The organism is Agarivorans sp. QJM3NY_30, assembly GCF_050870855.2.
Taxonomy (GTDB): domain Bacteria; phylum Pseudomonadota; class Gammaproteobacteria; order Enterobacterales; family Celerinatantimonadaceae; genus Agarivorans.
Genome location: NZ_CP194038.2, coordinates 256,471 through 272,999 on the forward strand (window position 1 = coordinate 256,471; position 16,529 = coordinate 272,999).

General features: G+C 46.3%; 18 protein-coding genes. 11 read left to right on the plus strand and 7 right to left on the minus strand.

Annotation, left to right across the window (positions count from 1 at the left end; all coding sequences use genetic code 11):
• The first annotated feature begins 297 nt into the window (after positions 1 to 297).
• Positions 298 to 1,382, plus strand: a protein-coding gene (locus ACRRSX_RS01145; protein ID WP_432451743.1) for an IS3 family transposase whose coding sequence is annotated in 2 segments (ribosomal slippage) — positions 298 to 547 and positions 547 to 1,382 — 1,086 coding nt in all. Because the reading frame shifts where the segments join, the coding sequence is not laid out codon by codon here.
• A 34-nt stretch (positions 1,383 to 1,416) separates the two neighbouring features.
• On the opposite strand, the gene ACRRSX_RS01150 is transcribed toward ACRRSX_RS01145, so the two are convergent.
• Positions 1,417 to 2,343 (minus strand): hypothetical protein, encoded by a 927-nt coding sequence (locus tag ACRRSX_RS01150; RefSeq protein WP_432455039.1) that lies wholly within the window; start codon positions 2,341 to 2,343, stop codon positions 1,417 to 1,419.
• Between the two features lie 240 nt (positions 2,344 to 2,583).
• Between ACRRSX_RS01150 and ACRRSX_RS01155 the strand changes: the two genes are divergently transcribed.
• The 5 genes from ACRRSX_RS01155 to ACRRSX_RS01175 all read left to right on the plus strand — a co-directional run bounded on the left by ACRRSX_RS01155 (position 2,584) and on the right by ACRRSX_RS01175 (position 5,879).
• Positions 2,584 to 2,754 (plus strand): hypothetical protein, encoded by a 171-nt coding sequence (locus tag ACRRSX_RS01155; protein WP_432455038.1) that lies wholly within the window; start codon positions 2,584 to 2,586, stop codon positions 2,752 to 2,754.
• A 371-nt stretch (positions 2,755 to 3,125) separates the two neighbouring features.
• Positions 3,126 to 3,887, plus strand: a complete 762-nt coding sequence (locus ACRRSX_RS01160; RefSeq protein ID WP_432455037.1) for a hypothetical protein — start codon at positions 3,126 to 3,128, stop codon at positions 3,885 to 3,887.
• Positions 3,884 to 4,549 (plus strand): hypothetical protein, encoded by a 666-nt coding sequence (locus tag ACRRSX_RS01165; RefSeq protein ID WP_432455036.1) that lies wholly within the window; start codon positions 3,884 to 3,886, stop codon positions 4,547 to 4,549. The genes ACRRSX_RS01160 and ACRRSX_RS01165 overlap by 4 nt, the downstream gene beginning before the upstream one ends.
• Positions 4,546 to 4,815: a hypothetical protein gene (locus ACRRSX_RS01170; protein WP_432455035.1), complete on the plus strand. Its 270-nt coding sequence runs from the start codon at positions 4,546 to 4,548 to the stop codon at positions 4,813 to 4,815. The genes ACRRSX_RS01165 and ACRRSX_RS01170 overlap by 4 nt, the downstream gene beginning before the upstream one ends.
• Positions 4,816 to 4,823: 8 nt before the next feature.
• Complete coding sequence (locus ACRRSX_RS01175; RefSeq protein ID WP_432455034.1) at positions 4,824 to 5,879, plus strand: DUF6765 family protein; 1,056 nt, start codon at positions 4,824 to 4,826, stop codon at positions 5,877 to 5,879.
• Between the two features lie 348 nt (positions 5,880 to 6,227).
• On the opposite strand, the gene ACRRSX_RS01180 is transcribed toward ACRRSX_RS01175, so the two are convergent.
• The 5 genes from ACRRSX_RS01180 to ACRRSX_RS01200 form a co-directional block, all read right to left on the minus strand.
• Positions 6,228 to 7,415 (minus strand): NAD(P)/FAD-dependent oxidoreductase, encoded by a 1,188-nt coding sequence (locus tag ACRRSX_RS01180; RefSeq protein ID WP_432455033.1) that lies wholly within the window; start codon positions 7,413 to 7,415, stop codon positions 6,228 to 6,230.
• A gap of 68 nt (positions 7,416 to 7,483) precedes the next feature.
• Positions 7,484 to 9,007, minus strand: coding sequence for a copper resistance protein NlpE N-terminal domain-containing protein (locus tag ACRRSX_RS01185; protein ID WP_432455032.1), 1,524 nt, complete (start codon positions 9,005 to 9,007; stop codon positions 7,484 to 7,486).
• A 16-nt stretch (positions 9,008 to 9,023) separates the two neighbouring features.
• Positions 9,024 to 9,818: an HAD family hydrolase gene (locus ACRRSX_RS01190; RefSeq protein ID WP_432455031.1), complete on the minus strand. Its 795-nt coding sequence runs from the start codon at positions 9,816 to 9,818 to the stop codon at positions 9,024 to 9,026.
• A gap of 66 nt (positions 9,819 to 9,884) precedes the next feature.
• A complete protein-coding gene (locus ACRRSX_RS01195; RefSeq protein ID WP_432455030.1) occupies positions 9,885 to 10,898 on the minus strand; it encodes an alpha/beta fold hydrolase in 1,014 nt (337 codons plus the stop codon).
• Positions 10,899 to 11,027: 129 nt separating this feature from the next.
• A complete protein-coding gene (locus ACRRSX_RS01200; RefSeq protein ID WP_432455029.1) occupies positions 11,028 to 11,483 on the minus strand; it encodes a DUF2214 family protein in 456 nt (151 codons plus the stop codon).
• A 134-nt stretch (positions 11,484 to 11,617) separates the two neighbouring features.
• Between ACRRSX_RS01200 and ACRRSX_RS01205 the strand changes: the two genes are divergently transcribed.
• Together ACRRSX_RS01205 and ACRRSX_RS01210 are read left to right on the plus strand one after the other, a co-directional pair.
• On the plus strand, positions 11,618 to 12,568 hold the full coding sequence (locus ACRRSX_RS01205; protein WP_432455028.1) for a DMT family transporter: 951 nt from the start codon (positions 11,618 to 11,620) through the stop codon (positions 12,566 to 12,568).
• A 119-nt stretch (positions 12,569 to 12,687) separates the two neighbouring features.
• Entirely contained in the window at positions 12,688 to 13,620 is a 933-nt protein-coding gene (locus tag ACRRSX_RS01210) for a patatin-like phospholipase family protein (protein WP_432455027.1), read from the plus strand.
• Between the two features lie 5 nt (positions 13,621 to 13,625).
• On the opposite strand, the gene ACRRSX_RS01215 is transcribed toward ACRRSX_RS01210, so the two are convergent.
• Positions 13,626 to 13,985 carry a DUF2500 family protein gene (locus ACRRSX_RS01215; RefSeq protein ID WP_432455026.1) on the minus strand — a complete coding sequence of 120 codons (360 nt, stop codon included), beginning with the start codon at positions 13,983 to 13,985 and terminating at the stop codon, positions 13,626 to 13,628.
• 337 nt (positions 13,986 to 14,322) lie between these two features.
• Here ACRRSX_RS01215 and ACRRSX_RS01220 point away from each other — a divergent pair, with 337 nt between their 5' ends.
• The 3 genes from ACRRSX_RS01220 to ACRRSX_RS01230 are packed head-to-tail and all read left to right on the plus strand — an operon-like array spanning position 14,323 to position 16,517.
• A complete protein-coding gene (locus tag ACRRSX_RS01220) occupies positions 14,323 to 16,026 on the plus strand; it encodes an intermembrane phospholipid transport protein YdbH family protein (protein ID WP_432455025.1) in 1,704 nt (567 codons plus the stop codon).
• Between the two features lie 17 nt (positions 16,027 to 16,043).
• Positions 16,044 to 16,184 (plus strand): YnbE family lipoprotein, encoded by a 141-nt coding sequence (locus tag ACRRSX_RS01225; RefSeq protein ID WP_432456115.1) that lies wholly within the window; start codon positions 16,044 to 16,046, stop codon positions 16,182 to 16,184.
• Positions 16,185 to 16,190: 6 nt separating this feature from the next.
• Positions 16,191 to 16,517 (plus strand): YdbL family protein, encoded by a 327-nt coding sequence (locus ACRRSX_RS01230; RefSeq protein WP_432455024.1) that lies wholly within the window; start codon positions 16,191 to 16,193, stop codon positions 16,515 to 16,517.
• Positions 16,518 to 16,529: the final 12 nt, after the last annotated feature.

A 16,529-nucleotide genomic window follows, 5' to 3' on the forward strand; every position in this document is an offset into this window, starting at 1 on the left:
AATAAAAAGTCCCTGAATGGGGCGTTGCATCCAAGATGGCTGTCTTGTTTTCATTTAATCATGGGTGTCTTATATAATTCTTTTAGGGCTAAGTTAATCCTCGACTTAAACTTATCTCATTAAATTGCTTAGTTTTTTTGAGCTATAGCCTAGGTAAGTGTCGCAAAAAGGTGTTATTGTTGGTTTTGTTTTTAGAATGGGTGTCTAGTTTATTGTTCATTTACATGGTAATCCCCCCGAAAATTAATCCCATGCAAAAGTAGAATTTTCTCGTATAGTAAATACAGGAGATTCAACATGAAAAAGTCACGTTACACGGACAGTCAGATCTTATCTATTCTCAAGCAGGCTGAGGCTGGTACACCTGTTCCTGAGCTCTGTCGTGAGCATGGAATGAGCAACGCAACCTTTTACAAGTGGCGTTCGAAATACGGCGGTATGGACGCATCCCTTATGGCGCGGATGAAAGAACTCGAAGATGAAAATCGACGGCTTAAAAAGATGTATGCGGAAGAACGCCTTAAAGCAGAGGTGATCTCAGAGGCGATGGCAAAAAAGTGGTGAAGCCCTGTGAGCGTCGATTGATGGCTCAGCGTTCGGTGGCGAACTATCACATCAGCATTAAAAGTGCATGCTATTGGTTTGGGATCAGCGAGACCTGCTATCGCTATAAATCGAAGCTTCAACCTGAGAATGAGTTGATAGCTCAGGAGTTAGTAACGCTGTGCAACAGTGAAGACTGCTCTGACTGGGGCTTTGGCCTGTGTTTTCACCATTTGCGGAACGTTAAAGGGTATACATGGAACCATAAGCGGGTTTATCGGATCTACTGCGAATTGGCTCTAAACTTACGTATTAGGCCAAAACGACGCCTGAATCGCCATACGCCAGAGCCTCTTAAAGAGCCGATTAAAACAAACCAAGTTTGGTCCGTGGACTTTATGCATGATCAGCTATCTGATGGCCGGAAGTACCGTTTATTCAATGTGATAGATGATTACAAACGTGAAGGTCTGGCGTCAGAACCTGATTTTTCAATGCCCACAGTACGAGTCACTCGGATCTTAGAGCAGCTCATCGAACAACGAACCAAACCTGTTGCGATCCGCTGCGACAATGGTCCTGAGTTCATTAGCCATGCGTTTATTAAATGGGCCAACAACCACGACATTCGAATCGATTATATTCAGCCAGGAAACCCACAACAAAACGCGTATATAGAAAGGTTCAACCGTACTATGAGGTTTGGCTTAGTGAGTAAGTATTTGTTTGACACACTTGAAGATGTTCAAGATCGGGCGACCCAATGGTTATGGTTCTACAATCATCAACGACCACACCTTGCAAATGGAGGGTTCCCACCACTAAAAACGGCAGCATGAATTCTACGAATAAATGCGGTTAATAATGGGAGGATTACCACATTTCAGTTATTATCACATAGTCATGCATCATTCGTTCGACACTATTCACGTGTTTTAACATATCAGCATTCTTCAAGTAAAAATTGAACCTGTTCGCTTCCGTAGGGACATTGCAAGGAGTTGTCCCTGAGTCAACGGACCACCTTTCTAGTAATGACCAAGCAAATACGGCTTTTTCAACGACTACTAGGTCGTCATTGTTACCCATGCCAAACTCGATGCGAATAGCTTCTTTCCCTTTATCATCGAGGTTGGGATGTAGGCTTAATTGGATCGGAATAAGTGTATTCCACTCACTATCATCATTAACTGATGATAGTGAGTTTTCATTCGTAGACGTTATACTTTTAAAGCGTGAAAAATGGAAACTTTTGAATATGGAGTGATTAGAGTCTTCTTTAATATCTTTTGCTCGAAAAACCCAGTTTAAACCATCAAAGAAAACTGTAGAGGGTTCTAATCTGCGAATGTTACGATTAAGACTATTAGCAGATATGTATTCTCCGACAACTTGTTTGTTGTCTGTAATAGCCCTTGTAATGACAGCTACTGAACCTGGATCTAGATCGGTTTTCAAATCACAAGCTCGTTTATAATAAGGGGATTCATTAGTATTTAGCTTATGGCGACAGAAACCTTCAAAATGCATTTCGAGAGCCTTACGGGCATCTATATCAACCAGAGGGGAATAAGTATCGAGTTTGATCTGGTGAGACTTCGGGTGAATATTATTTTGTTGAGTAAGTTGCTTGTACTCATTGAGATCTTTAGTTGCTAAAGGCTCAGATACACCAAATTCGTCTACTATTTCTGTTCTAAATATTTTTCCACTAAATCTAACCTTAAAATCGATAAACGCGAGTCGTACCGCTCTTGATTGGTTACCGGTTTCTTCCATTAAGCCATTGATAGTGTACATTCTGTATGTCTCTTTCAGTTTTTTGTTAACTAAATTTAACCATAGCATAGCAAAAAAAGATTTTTTACCCCACTTTTTTTGAATATTTTTCAGTGTGCAGTGTTAAAATATTAACCTGCGTCAATTAAATTTTTATATATTGGTTGATCTTTGATCGGTTTTTATGGCACAATATTAGTGTGGTCAATGCTAGATAGCTTTGTTCCATGAAATTTCATTTGAATTTGTAGGAGGGGCCAAATGGCAACTAACGGAAAAACAGGCGATAACCGTCGTCATGGTATGGTTCGCGAACGTTCACAAACTCAAACACCTTCAGGGCATTGGGTGAAGCGTGACGCGAATACTGGGCGTTTTATGGATGTGAAGCAAGATGGCGCGCCTTTTAAAGGCATCCGGAAAGAAAAATAAAAAGGCACTTTCAGTAAAATACTAAAAGTGCCTTTTTACTAGCGAAGTGAAATGTAGTCGTCATTGCAGTGATCGATTACAAGACCCAACACTAAGAGGTCTCAGGTCTCTATAGAAACCCAATCGCTCGGTGACAATTGCGATATTACCTTTCTATAGCATTCACTTCAATCGTTGAGTTCCCTCTTTATTAAAAAGTATGGAGGAATCTCTCATGAGTATTCGACCAAAACTCGTTGATGTATGCGCGTATGTGCGTCGCCGTTTCGGCCGACTCGAATACGTTTGTAAGCATAAACGTTCATATCCACTTTAAGTAACATTAATTTAGTTTGGCGGGGGTACCCGCCTTGCAGAAAGGTACTACATCTATGTTAGATCTACTGACAGATCCCTTAGTGCTCGCGGTTCTAATTGGTCCGATCGCTGGCATTGTTTGGACTAAAATACTTAATGCAGACTCTCGCAACGGTGAGGGGCTGTCAAAGGGCCATTTTAGAGTCTCGAATAGCGGCACAATAACCGCGAGTGATGACAGTAACATCCAGATTGGTCATGGCAACAACGTTACCAATCACAACTACAACGGCGGCCAATCACCGAAATCGCAAGGTGATGGTGAGGTGTTCATCTTTGGAGTGCTAGGTGTCATCGCCGCGATTCTCTATATTCGCCATCGAGAATGGGCTCTAGGTTTTAGTCTACTTTTCCTTCTTTTCAATACCGCTTTTACGCTCAGTTATTTTGAGTCCAAGAACACTAAAGTTATTAAGACCTTAGCCTATGGTGTTCTGTTTTACATTCTTTATTCCATCTATCGATCGCCCATAGACCCTTACTACGTCAGTATCGTCCAAGCGTTAAAAGGTCAAGGGTTAAAAGCCTATATCGAGGCTATTCGCTTGGATAACCTCCCTTTTCAAATCATTTTAACTGCGATAAGCCAAGCGGGGGCTCTGTTCCTCACTGTGTTTGCATCTCATGCAATTCGAACAACACATGCAGATCGAGGGTTCGCGAAAAACCTTCAAAAGATAGGTGTGATGGTCATTGTTTTAGCAATGCCGTTATATCTACTTCATGTTGAGGCAGTTAACGCCCTGATCATAACTTTTATAGGAGAAGTAATATGAAGTCATTATGGATACTCATACTTTCTGTACTTCTTTCAGCTTGTTCTGCTTCGATCCCTAAAGAAGTCGTTGAGCTGTCCTACAAAATGGATAAGGACATGACGCATGTCGAACAAGCATACATGGACTTGGTTCGTCAGCACATCAGTGTTCTTAAAAAGCAACGAGAAGACTATTTGTACAAAGAGTGGGTGCCAGCCTTGTTGGAAGACTGGATAGTCGAAGGAATGCTGATTGAAATGGCGCAGGGGAAAGTGGTTTATGACAACCAAGTGGAAGACTTTGTCGCCGTGGATAAGCCTAATAGGCTGGCTCAGTTAAATGGGGTGAAGGAATGGGCTCTAGTTGCTACCGAAGAAATTGAGGCGAAGCGCCTTGAGCTCATAGTGCCATTGGAAGAAGCTGAGTATGTGATGTTAGCTGATATTCGCCAGAGTTTCACATTAATGAAGCAGGGGAATCAAACCATTACTGCTCACCTGAATAGCATCAGAGAGGTGCAAGATGTGCAGAATGACCTACTTGAAAGTGTCGATTTAGAGCAATTAAGAAATAATATCAATCAACAACTTAGTGAGTTATCGGATCAGGCTTCTCAAGGCTTAGATAAGGTTCGTGAACTCGAACAGAAAGCACAACCTTATATGGAGAAAGTCAAATGAGTATGAGAAATCGAATTAAGAAGTCTGTTGCTCACGCGAACAGTCAATTGGCAGAGCGAGAGCTTCAGTTATTGTTAAACACTAGTTTTGAGTTGGCGACGTTAAGTCCTGCAATTAAAGGGCATGCCCAATATCAAGCGTTGATGGAGGTGATTCAAGTAGCTACGAATCGAAATTTAAGTGTGGCAGAACTTGAAAATAATATCCGACAGCTTGGTGAAGAGACTTGGCTGCTGGCACAAGACATCGTGAAAGCCGTTCGATAGGAGGAACTATGCAAATTGATATGCACTATTACGGTACATTCTGCGTTGCTCGCGCCGCAGGTCTAAACCGAGAATCGGCACGTATTATAGCGACCGCAGCTCAGTTTGTAGATGACAATGCACAGCAAAACGGCATTGATTTAGCGGATGCTTCGGCTTGTCGAGTCGAAGCAACAGCGCATCACACTGCGGATGTAAGCAACATTGACCCTGATGACCAAAGACAAGTTTGGGTGCCTTACCATTTCTTACCGGGAAATGAAGGTAATTCATTCACTGAGCGGTTGGTATGTCGCAAAGATAGCGTGATTGCCCAGCAAATGTGTCAAAACCACCTAGAGCAAGCTGCAAAACCTTACTTTCTGGAGTTGCTAGGGGTAATGGCTCACGTATACGCTGACACATTCGCGCACTACGGTTTCTCAGGAGTGAGCTCTCGACACAATCGGGTAGGTAATGACTCTTTTGAGTTCAGAGAGTTAGATGAAAAAATGGAAGCATATATTGTTGGTAAAAAAGACAGTTTTTTTGCACGATTTAACCCAATTGTTCGCAACATTAAGTCTCATCTCGCTGAGGAACTGTCTGGGGCGTTAGGTCATGGGGGCGTGGTGACATTTCCTGACAGGCCGTACTTGAAGTGGCGTTTTGAATACGACAGTGGCCACGATTCTGGTTGGAGGGATAACCCTGCGACTTTCCTTGAGTATTGTCACAAACTTCACTCTATGCTGGCAGCATTACCAGAAGAGTATACTGAACCCGAGCAAAGACAGGACTGGACGGCGCTGAAAAACAAGATAACGGAAGTTCTCGCTTTCCAAGGTGCAGGGGGGGCTCGCATTGATAAGTGGAAACACGAAGCTCAGTACGGTGAATTACTCAATATCGCGGAAGATATTCCAGAGTATAGAGATTGGAATGATGGTTTTGGAGCTCTTAGCCATCGCAGTAGCTCTGAGGCGATGGAACATCCTATCTATCGTTACTATCAAGCGGCTTCTTATCATCGTTGGTATGTATTGCGAGAGCTTTTGCCACAACATGGTTTGATGGTGAGATAGATTATGATTGGCCCGCAGGTGTGGGCCAATCATACAAGTGTGGTGGAAGAGTAAACTTGGCTAATAGGTTAGAGTATTTTGCAATACATTAAGTAATCCATTTAATGCCATTTTAGGAAATTGTGTAACTCATTTATGTCCAAAAGTGAGTTACAAAACTAAGCCAACTGATAACACGTATTGTGGCTAGTTTTTTTGATGAAGGAAAATTAGCGCTTCCGGTTAGAACAATTATTTTTCAAAACGAAGACAATCTATTTTCTATAATTTCAATGTGTTAGAGGCTTTTACTAAAAAGATTGTCTTCGTTCTATTCAAATTATCTTCGTTTTAATTTCATCAATACAACTAACAATCCAGCCCGCAGGCGACGCCGGAGGCCCAGGCCCATTGAAAGTTGTAGCCGCCTAACCAGCCGCTTACGTCCATCACTTCTCCAATAAAATACAAGCCTTTTACTTTGGTTGTTTGCATGGTTTTTGAGCTGAGTTCATTGGTGTCGACGCCGCCGAGGGTCACTTCTGCAGTGCGATAGCCTTCGGTGCCGTTCATGGTGATTTGCCAATCATTGAGTTGTTTGGCAATGCTGTCGCGCTCGCCATGGCCCAATTGATTAAGCGCTTTGGCAAGCTGCGCTTGGTCAAACAAGGCTTCGACTAAACGTTTGGGAAGCCATTGGCTGAGGGTGTTTTTGAGGTTTTGTTTGGGGTGTTGTAACAGCACCTGTTCCAGCAGGGCTAGCGCATCTTGCTTTGGGAGCAGGTTAATGTGGATCGCTTCGCCGGCTTGCCAGTAGTTAGAGATTTGCAGAATCGCGGGGCCAGATAAGCCGCGATGGGTAAATAACAGCGCTTCGCTAAATTGGTTGCCGCAGGCGGCGGTGATACAGCAGGGGACGGCGATCCCGGAGAGCGCTTCAAAACGTTGTTTTTGTTCGCTATGCCAGGTGAATGGCACTAGGCCTGCGCGGGTTGGCAATAGTTTGAGGCCAAATTGTTCGGCAATTTGGTAACCAAAGGGGCTGGCGCCAAGTTTGGGCATGGATAAACCACCAGTTGCGATGACCAGCGAGCTGGCTTGATAAGATTGGCCAGCGGCTTGGACTTCGAAGCTTTGTTCATCGAGCTGTTGAATACTGCTGATTTCGCTGCGCAAGCGGATGTTCACAGCTGCCCAGTCACATTCGGTGAGCAGCATGTCGACGATCTGTTTGGCGTTGTCGTTGCAAAACAGCTGCCCGTGGTCGCGCTGGTGGTATTCGATGCCGTGGCGCTCGACCAATTCGATGAAGTTGCTTGAGGGATAGCGGGCCAGAGCTGATTTTACAAAATGCGGATTACTACACAGATAGTTGTTGGGGGCCACATTGATATTGGTGAAGTTACAGCGTCCCCCGCCACTGATGAGTATTTTGCGGCCAGCTTTTTTGGCGTTATCCAGCACCAGCACGGAGCGCCCGCGATAACCTGCGGTGGCGGCGCACATTAAACCCGCGGCGCCGGCGCCAATAATAATTACATCGAATGTTTGTGTCATGCCTGCCCCCAAAAAATCAGCGGCATTGTACCGCTAGCGCTGCTCCGGCGCTAGCGGGGATGTTGCGCTTATTTTAAGGCGCGCCCAACGTCTTGGCTAAACGGCTCAGCAAGGAAGGTGATGCCCGCTAAGGGTGCCGGGTTTGGCGCATCGGGCTGAATGCTCGGATTGACCGGATAACTTAAACCGTCGAAACGCAGCAGCCGAAGCCCCGGGATCGCGCCGCCGCCAGAAACTTCCAGCAGTAGATCTTGCCAGCGGGCGTTACTGCTGGAAGCAAGATAGAAGGGGGGGCGCACCAGCGTGGTTTTACTAAGGAAGCGATAGCCGCTGTCTTTAGCTTCAAAAATTAATAAGCTGCAGCCGCCGCTGCCACACCAGTCCAGATAAGTGATTATTTCATCTTGACCATCCCCGTTGAGATCAAATTTCCACCATTGGTAGCGGGTGCCATTTAGCGCGGTGCGGTGTAGCTTGAAGTATTGTTTGAGCGCGCCTTCAACTTGTGGATCGTAGTCGCTGCTGGCGAGCAGGCTGGCTGGCTCGAAGCGACGTTGGATATGGCTTGGCTCACTGGGGCCTGGCGCCGGTGCCGGGCCATTCATTTTCATCATATTTAAACCCAGTTTGCCCTGCTGCTGTTGCTCGGGGTCACGCAGTCGCAGCAACATACCGTCCCAATCAAAATACATCTGGCTGTTTACTGGTTGGTTCTGGCTTTGGCTCAGGGTAAGTAGCAGGCTGGTTTGATCAAGCGGTTGCCAGTAGCCTTTTTCAATAAAGCTTTTGTCTTGAGCGAGATAGTTATTTTGTAATTCAGCACTTAAATCTTGGTTGAGAGTGAGATTGACCATTCGGCCACTGCCTGATGCGGTGGCGAGTTTGGCTTGGTAGTTGCCGCTAAGTGGTTCAATATCTTGTTGAAAGGGGCGACGGGCGCAGCCCTGATAGCGAAGCCCTTGGTAGAGTAGCTCGGCGTGATAGGCATAAACGGTATCGGCCATGCTGTCGAAACACTGTTCGGCCTTTACCGCGAGTCGCAGCTGGTCAGCAGATTGCCAAAACTGAGTGCCTTGATCCACACCGCTACGGTAAATTGGGTGGCTGCTCGTACCGGCGAGAGTACTCAGTTGCAGTTTGCCTTCGTTGATGTCGATTCGCCAGCTGGGTTCGTTTCCCATAGCGTGCAGCGCTGGGGTTTTGGCTTCACAGCCGGGGCCTTCGCTGGCCAGATACTGCCAGCGTTGTGGGCTGATCTTGGCCCGATAATCCGCTTCAGGCGCCTGCATACCCACGTTGTTGAAACGACCGTCAAATTCTACGTAGACTTGGCTGTGGTTGGCAAAACGGCTGAGCAGTTGCCGGTCATCGCTGGATAAATCGAGCCAATAAGCTTGCTCTCCTTGGCAGGGAGTGAATATTGTGGCCTCGGGTGAGTTGACTAACCAGCCCTTTAATCGGGTGTTTGGTTGATGAGGACTCGGTGGTGCCTCGGATGGTTTGCTTGGCTGAGTGGGGGGCGGTGTTGGGGCGCAGGCTACCAAGCCGATACTCGCGAGGGACGCGATGCAAAGTCGTTTGATTAGCCTCATCGTGATTTCCTTTTATTTATAGCTTAAATGTACCGATTAAAAATTCCGCCACACCATTTTCTTTATTGCTAAGTGTTTGTTCTAAATGAGGTAATGTCAACTTTAAACGGTCGTGTGCGTTGGCCATGATTACCCCTTTGCCGACCAAAGAGAGCATTTCTTTGTCGTTAAGGCCATCACCAAAGGCAATACAGTGCTCTGGTGCGATGGATTTTTGCTCTAATACCGCTTGTAAGGCTGCGCCTTTGTTGGCCTTGGCTGTCATTACCTCAAGGCAGTCGGGTAGTGAGAAGGTAATATTGAGGCTGTCACCAAATTCATCGACCAGTTCCTTTTCGAGCTGTTGTAGTAATTCATGTTCTGCAACAAAAAATAGCTTACAGATATGCTGATGATCTATCCGATCGAAGTCGGTCAACTGATAGTTAAAACCAGAGTGCTTGTTGAAGGAGCGGACGTATTCATTGTTTTCTTCAACGTACCAGTTGTCTTCGTGGTAAATATTTCGATGAAGTGGGTATTTTGCCGATAGCTCCAGAATACGAGTGATTTCAGCGGAACTCAGATCGGCACGATACAGAACTTCGCCGGCTTTATTGTGGACGCGGGCACCATTGGAGGTAATTAAATACATTGGAAAGTCGAATTGATCGGCGATTGGTCGCACATCGTTGTAGTGGCGTCCGGTGGCAATTAAAAACTTAATATTTTGCTCATAGAGGCGAGCAATGGTTTGTTGGGTATGTTCTGAAATTTGATGCTCTGCATTGAGCAAAGTGCCGTCAAGATCGGTTGCGATTAATTGGTACATATCGATTACTCCTCGGTGAAACTGCGACCGGTGGCTTTAGCCTCTGCTGAGACTGGTTTGATGAGCTTAAGCTCGGTGTTGTTCAAAAAAAATGAGAATGCTCGCCAAGGCTGGGTTGCGGATCTCATCACTCTCGAAAAAAATCTCATGTTTGGCCCCTATCACGGGCATCAATTGAGCGTTACTTGATTTACCTGCTGAGGCAGTCAACCTATGGAAAAAGGCATTTTGCCCTTCTGCTGTGACAATAGGATCTTGCTCCGCTTGTAATAATAATAGCGGAATATTGATGTGAGCAGCGTCTTCAATGCTCAGTTGCATGGCTTGAAAACTTTGTTGTAACCAGCGGTTACTTGGGCCGCCGAGTTGGATCGCTGGGTGCTCGACATAAGTTTGCAGGATTTGTTGATAGCGAGCCGGGCTATGGCTCAGATGATTGCGACTAAACTCACTTGGCCGATAGTCGCCTTGACCCAAAGCATAATGAGGTCCATAGCCGAACTGCCGCTCTAAGTGCGCTAGACCTGCGGCTAGCGTCTTCACGATAGGTTTAGGGAGCAGCCCCAAATTAATCCCGAACATGGGGGCCGACAGCGCCACGGCCTGAAAGTGATTTGGATGCTGCTGTAGGTAGCGAGCGGCGATGGTGCCACCCATCGAATGGGCTAATAAAAAATGCTGTTGGTATTGGCAGGGCAAGACAAACTGCTGCACCAGTTGCTGGAGATCATCAACAAAGTATTGAAAATTTTCGACATCCCCAAGTTGCCTGCGAGGGCTTTCTCGATCTGATAAGCCTTGGCCGCGATGGTCAATGATGAAAATATCGTAACCTTGCTGAGCGAGATCGTAGCCTAATTCGTAATACTTGAGGTAGCCTTCGGTACGACCCGGAGAGATCACAATGGCTTGATGTTTAGGCTGAGCGGCGTTTAATTTGGCGAAGTGAATACGCAGGTCATTCACCCCAGAAAAGCTGGATAGTTCGGCATATTGTTGCCAGTAGGGCAGGATGAGCTGCTGATATTGCCTCTCGAGTTGATTTTCCTGACCGAGCAGATAAGGCGGTGTACGCATCATTCAACCTCGAATGTGTCGCTATGAATAGCTATGGAGTTGCGCATTATCTCAGCGAATGAACATAGTCACAATTGGCAAATTAAGGCGTTTGCTTGGTCGAGTCGAGAATTTTGCTTACAGGTGCTTTATTTAATCGCCGAAACCGGCCCGGGCGAGGGTGACTAACATTGGAATAAGCAGTAATACGCCGAGCTCTAAACGAATTAACCAAATCACCGAAGCGTGTTGGCGATAGCTAATCATGGACGGTTTGCCTTGTTTTAAGGCTCGTCGCCAGCGATAAAAGGTAGCCGATGGATACAGCGAGAGTAGAACGACAACGAAAAATAGCAGCATTTTTAGTGCAAAAAAAGGATTGTCGAGATAACTTTTGTCGGTGCTTTGAAATACAGATAATCGTAATGCACCGGTAATGAAGATTAATACGGTGGCGATGGCATGGGTGGCATCGGCCAACAGTAGCTTCTTGACATCGTCCTGAGTCATGCCTCGGCGAAAAAGAAAGGCTTCTGAGTACAATGCGCCCGCCAGCAACACAATTGCCGTGACATGCAACCCTGCATTTATGGCCTCAATTAAACTCATCGTTCAGTATCCAAGAAAATTTGTTGTTCTAGAAAACGCTATCAGCGCAGCAGGATAGTACTGCAAAACCATCCTTGATGCTATACCCTAACAGGCCTAAGTACTTGAGGTCTAGGGTATATAAGGACGCATTAATGAAAGCAAAGCTATCGGCATATGGTTTGTTGTTGTTACCGCCATTATTTTGGGCCGGTAATTTTGTCACTGGTCGCTATATTGCGGGGCAAATACCGCCAATGTCATTATCTTATTGGCGTTGGACGATAGCCTCGCTGTTGGTCTTGCCTTTTCTTTATCGGAGTCTGTGGCAACAGCGGCGAGTGATTCAACGCTATTGGTTGCGCATTAGCTTACTCGCTTGTTTAGGCGTAGCTGGCTTTAATTCCTGTGTTTACATTGGTTTGCAGAGTACAACCGCGACCAATGCTTTGATTATTAATTCGATGATCCCGATCTTTATTTTGCTGGTGAGCTGCTTAGGCTTCGGTCAGCGAATGGGAATGAAACAGATCCTCGGTATTATATTGTCGTTTTGCGGGGTATTGGCCTTGTTGGTAAAAGGGCAATGGCAGTCACTGGCAAGCCTAAGCATCAATCGCGGCGACAGTTGGATCCTGTTATCGGCAGTTATTTGGGCGTTGTACTCCATTGGTTTACGTTTTAAACCGTCCCAGCTAAGCGGTTCCGCCTTTCTTGGTTCAACCTTGGTGATAGGATCACTGGTATTAAGCCCATTTTATTGGCTTAATTTGCCGCAAGCGGCTTTTTCTTTGAATCACGATAGTATGGTCGCCTTGGCCTATGTGGCGGTTTTCCCATCGTTATTGGCTTATCAAAGTTGGAATTATGGCGTGAAAGTTGTTGGCGCAAGTGTTGCTGGTCAATACATTCATTTGATGCCTTTGTTTGGCGCGATCCTCAGCGTTTCATTGTTAGGTGAGCAATTAGCGGTTTATCATCTGATTGGTGCCTCGTTTATTGCTGCTGGCTTATTGGTGGCCCTGCTTCCCGTGGGTTTGCTGCGCCGACGTTTTGTTGGTTCGTCTATTGAGGCGGAGGGCGCGGAGTCGAAGCATGTTGGCTGAATACTCGCGCTAAGCTGTTTGGTTTATTCAATAGTTTTTTCCTATCAAATAAATCAATGCAATCGAATTTAAGTATGGGCTAATTCGACTTAAGCTAGTCTTATTATTTTCTTGAGAGCATGATGATGTACCCAGCGACTACTTGTTTCGGCCCATGCCAGCAGACCCCAATTGTTGAAAACACAGCTTTAGTCGCCGAAGGGGGCGGACAACGCGGTATTTTTACTGCCGGTGTGCTCGATAGCTGGATGAGCTTGGGGTTCAACCCGTTTCAGTTACTGATTGGCACCTCTGCCGGTGCACAAAACTTATCTAGTTATATGAGTTGTCAGCATGGCTTCGCCCAAAAATCAATTACCGAGACCTCTCGCCATGCACGATTTTTCAAGTTAAGTCGTTCGCTTACCGGGCGAAGCATCATCGATTTGGATTGGTACTTTGAACAGGTGAATCGGCCAGCCGATCCCTTAAATGTGAACAGTGCGGCGTCTTTGTTACGGTATCGCCGTTTATTGTTTGCCACGACCAATACCCGCAACAAGGCGGCTCATTATTTTAGCCCTAGTCGGGACAATTGGTTGCATCTGCTAAAAGCCTCAAGTGCCTTACCATATTTATATAAGGGGGGCGTTGAGATTGAGGGGGAGCACTACGTTGATGGTGGCTTGGCTGCTCCGCTCCCTGTGGAAGAAGCTTATCGGCGGGGGGCAAAAACGATTGTGGTGATTCGAACCAAGCAACAGGATTATGTGGCTGAATCCCCTTGGAGCCAACGTTTAAAAACCTGGGTCTGCCAATCGGGAGAATGTCCGAAAGCGCTCGATTATCAGTTGATACATGAACAGGCTTACCAACAGTCTTTGGATTTTATGCATCAACCTCCAGAAGATGCGCAAGTGTTTCAAATTCATCCCAGTCAGGCTTTATCGAGTAAGTTACTCGGTAGTAAAACCTCTGCCCTAGAGCAAGACTATCAACTAGGACTTGAGGCCGGGCTTCGCTTTGTAGAACAGTTCGAGCAGACGACCCCGTTGGGAACTCCGTTGGCTTAAGCTTATTATGGATCGCTGAGCTCTGAAGGTTTAGTTTCGAAACTAACTAATCGGCTGCCTTGAACCGTAAGTTGACCTTCGAGGCCCTCGCTAAATTGCTCAAACTGGTTTTTCTTTAGTTGAAAGCGCCGAGATTCACCGCCGGTTAAGGGGGTGAATTCAACAAAGTAACGATAGCTGTCGGGCATGCTGTCACGTGATTTGCCAACTGGCTTGATGGTTTGTCGTTGATGCGAAGTGACCCGAACGTCTAAGCGATGTAGGGGTTGTTGCTTATCCCAGCGACGTTGTTGAATATGGCGCCAAGCTTGGTATAAACCAAGGCCAACAATTATCGCCATCCCTGCCGCCCACCACCAAGGCATTAGCGCTTGCTCCGATGGGACTGAATGAAGTGATGAATGGTATGCATGGGTCCTTGGCTCCTGGGGTTTGAAGTGATCATTTATTGGTTTTGGCCTTTATCTGAGGCCTTAACCAGTTATCATCATAGCTTGCTATGGAGTCAAGTTTATACTTTTTCCGTTGTATTTGAGTGTTAATACGCCAGCATTGATTTGTTTAGCGACTCGTTATTGGCGATAAAAGCGCTTAGTATAAAGTGATGTCGATGGTGGATGGAAGGATGAGTGTTTGCTGAGCTTAAGTGGGCTGCGAATAAGATGCTGTAGCGTCATGCGCTGGCGCCACCGTTGGATGCTGATGGCGAGTTTTATTTGCTTGTTGGCGGGCAAGCTATACGCCACTGAGCTGAGCGCGGATATGCTTCAGGCTCAGTTTGGAGGGTGCCCACAAGTCCGCACTAGCGGTCTTCGTCTGCAAGCGATCCCCCTGCGTGTTAAGGTGGAAAGTATTGAAATCGACCTTGCTTGTCTGTTGGCGCAAGGCCAGCATGCTCAGCCGTTTCGCTTGGTTTCGCTAAAGCCTCTTGCTCTGCAGTTGTTTCAAGGTTTATTGGACTTACCGAGCTCGGTGGTTGCGAGCTCGGTCGCGGTCGATCGCCTGCAAGTTAAAGCGGGAGCGCAGTCGCTATTTGATGGCCAACTACAACTCTCACAACGAGGCCAGCAATGGCTTGCCAGCTACCAACAAGATGATGGTTTGGCAATTAAGCTGCAGCTGTTGCCAAAAGCTGAGACCCTCATCTTAGAAGGCCATTTAGGGAAGCATAGCTTGCGTGCATTGGCTGGTCTGATTCAGCAGCCGCAATTGGATGGGCCAATATTTGCCGATGCAGATTTTTCCTTGCGGGGAAAAGCGGGCCAGCACTTACAATTAAATGCTCAATTTAAGTTACCTACTTTGGCGATGGAGGGGAAGGCTTGGCTACAAGGGTGGCAAGATTGGCGGTTAAGGCTGGAGAGTTCTAGTTTTCGTTGGCAGGGAAAAGATTGGCCGAGTGTTGAGAGCAAAATCCAAGCAAAAGGTTGGCAAGTTGAGGTTGCCGATTGGCAACTTAAAGGTGAAGGCCTGTGGCAGTGGACGCCAACGATGCAGCTGTCGGGGCTGCTGCATAGCGATAATGTATTACCCTTGCAGCAGGCTCTTTTGCCTTTAGCTGAACCAGCAAAATTACTGTCGGGAGCTTTGGAATCACACTTCACTTGGCAAGCGGAGCAACTGAGTAGCCAGTTTAAACTCAGTGGCCTAAATGCTTTGTGGGGAGAGTTGGCATTGGCCGATGCACAGCTCGCGGGGCAGCTCGATTATCAGCCACATCTTGGTTGGAAACACGCGGGAGAGTTGCAAATTAAGCAATGGGATATCGGTTTTCCGGTGAGCGATATTCAACTGCATTGGCAGCAGCCTAACTATGCCCCCTTGGTACAATGGCACTCGCTACTGTTAGACGATATCTCTTTTGGGTCTTTAGGTGGACGGGGCAGGCTTGCTCAATTGAGATTGAAGCTACCGAGCCAAACATCTTTGCAGTTGAGCAAGGTCCAGTTATCTCAGTTGGCGACACTTTATCCCGAATTAGCTTTAAGCATGCAGGGCTCGGTATCAGGGACGCTTCCCCTGCAACTGAGCAGACAGGGTTTGGCAATCAAAGGCGGCTCGCTGGCGGTTGTTGAGCCGCATGGGCATATCGCTCTCACTCACCAATCCTTACTGGCGGTAAAAGCGCAGCACCCTTCTTTAGATTTTGCTCTAAGCTTATTGGAAGATTTTGATTATGAAAAGCTTGCAGCTGAGCTAGATTTTGCCGAAGATGGGCTGCTCGATATGCAAGTGCAACTGATTGGACGCAATCAACAACTGAGTCCTCGTTTGGTGACTTTGAACTATCGTCATCAAGAAAATATTTACCAGTTATTACGTAGTTTACGTATTGGCCAACAATTGTCAGGACAACTACAGCAATGGATAGACGACAGCGCTTCAGAAGTATCCCCTTTGCCTTAGCGGTAACTTTTGGGCTTATGGCTTGTACCCCAAGGGTGGAGGTGGCCGTAGATAAGCCAATTACGGTGAATTTAAATGTCAAAATTGACCATGAAATTCGAGTGCGAGTTGATAAGCAGCTCGATGATTTGTTTAACGATGAAAGCGGGCTATTTTAGGAGAGTATGATGAAGTGGAATAGCTGGATTTTAAGCCTATTATTGTGTTTTAGCTTATCGGTATCGGCGATGGACTTAGATGATGCCAAGGCCAAAGGTTGGGTCGGTGAACAAACTAATGGTCTATTAGGAATTGTAAGCCATCGCGCAGAAGTCAGTGATTTGGTGAATAATATCAATCAACAACGACTTGCCAAGTACCAACAAATTGCCAAGGAAAATGGCTTAAGTGAGCAGCAGGTCGCTATCCTCGCGGGAAAAAAAGCGATTGAACGTAGTCAAAGTGGTCATTACATACAATCGCCCGCTGGAACTTGGTTAATAAAACCCTGACCGTTTATACGT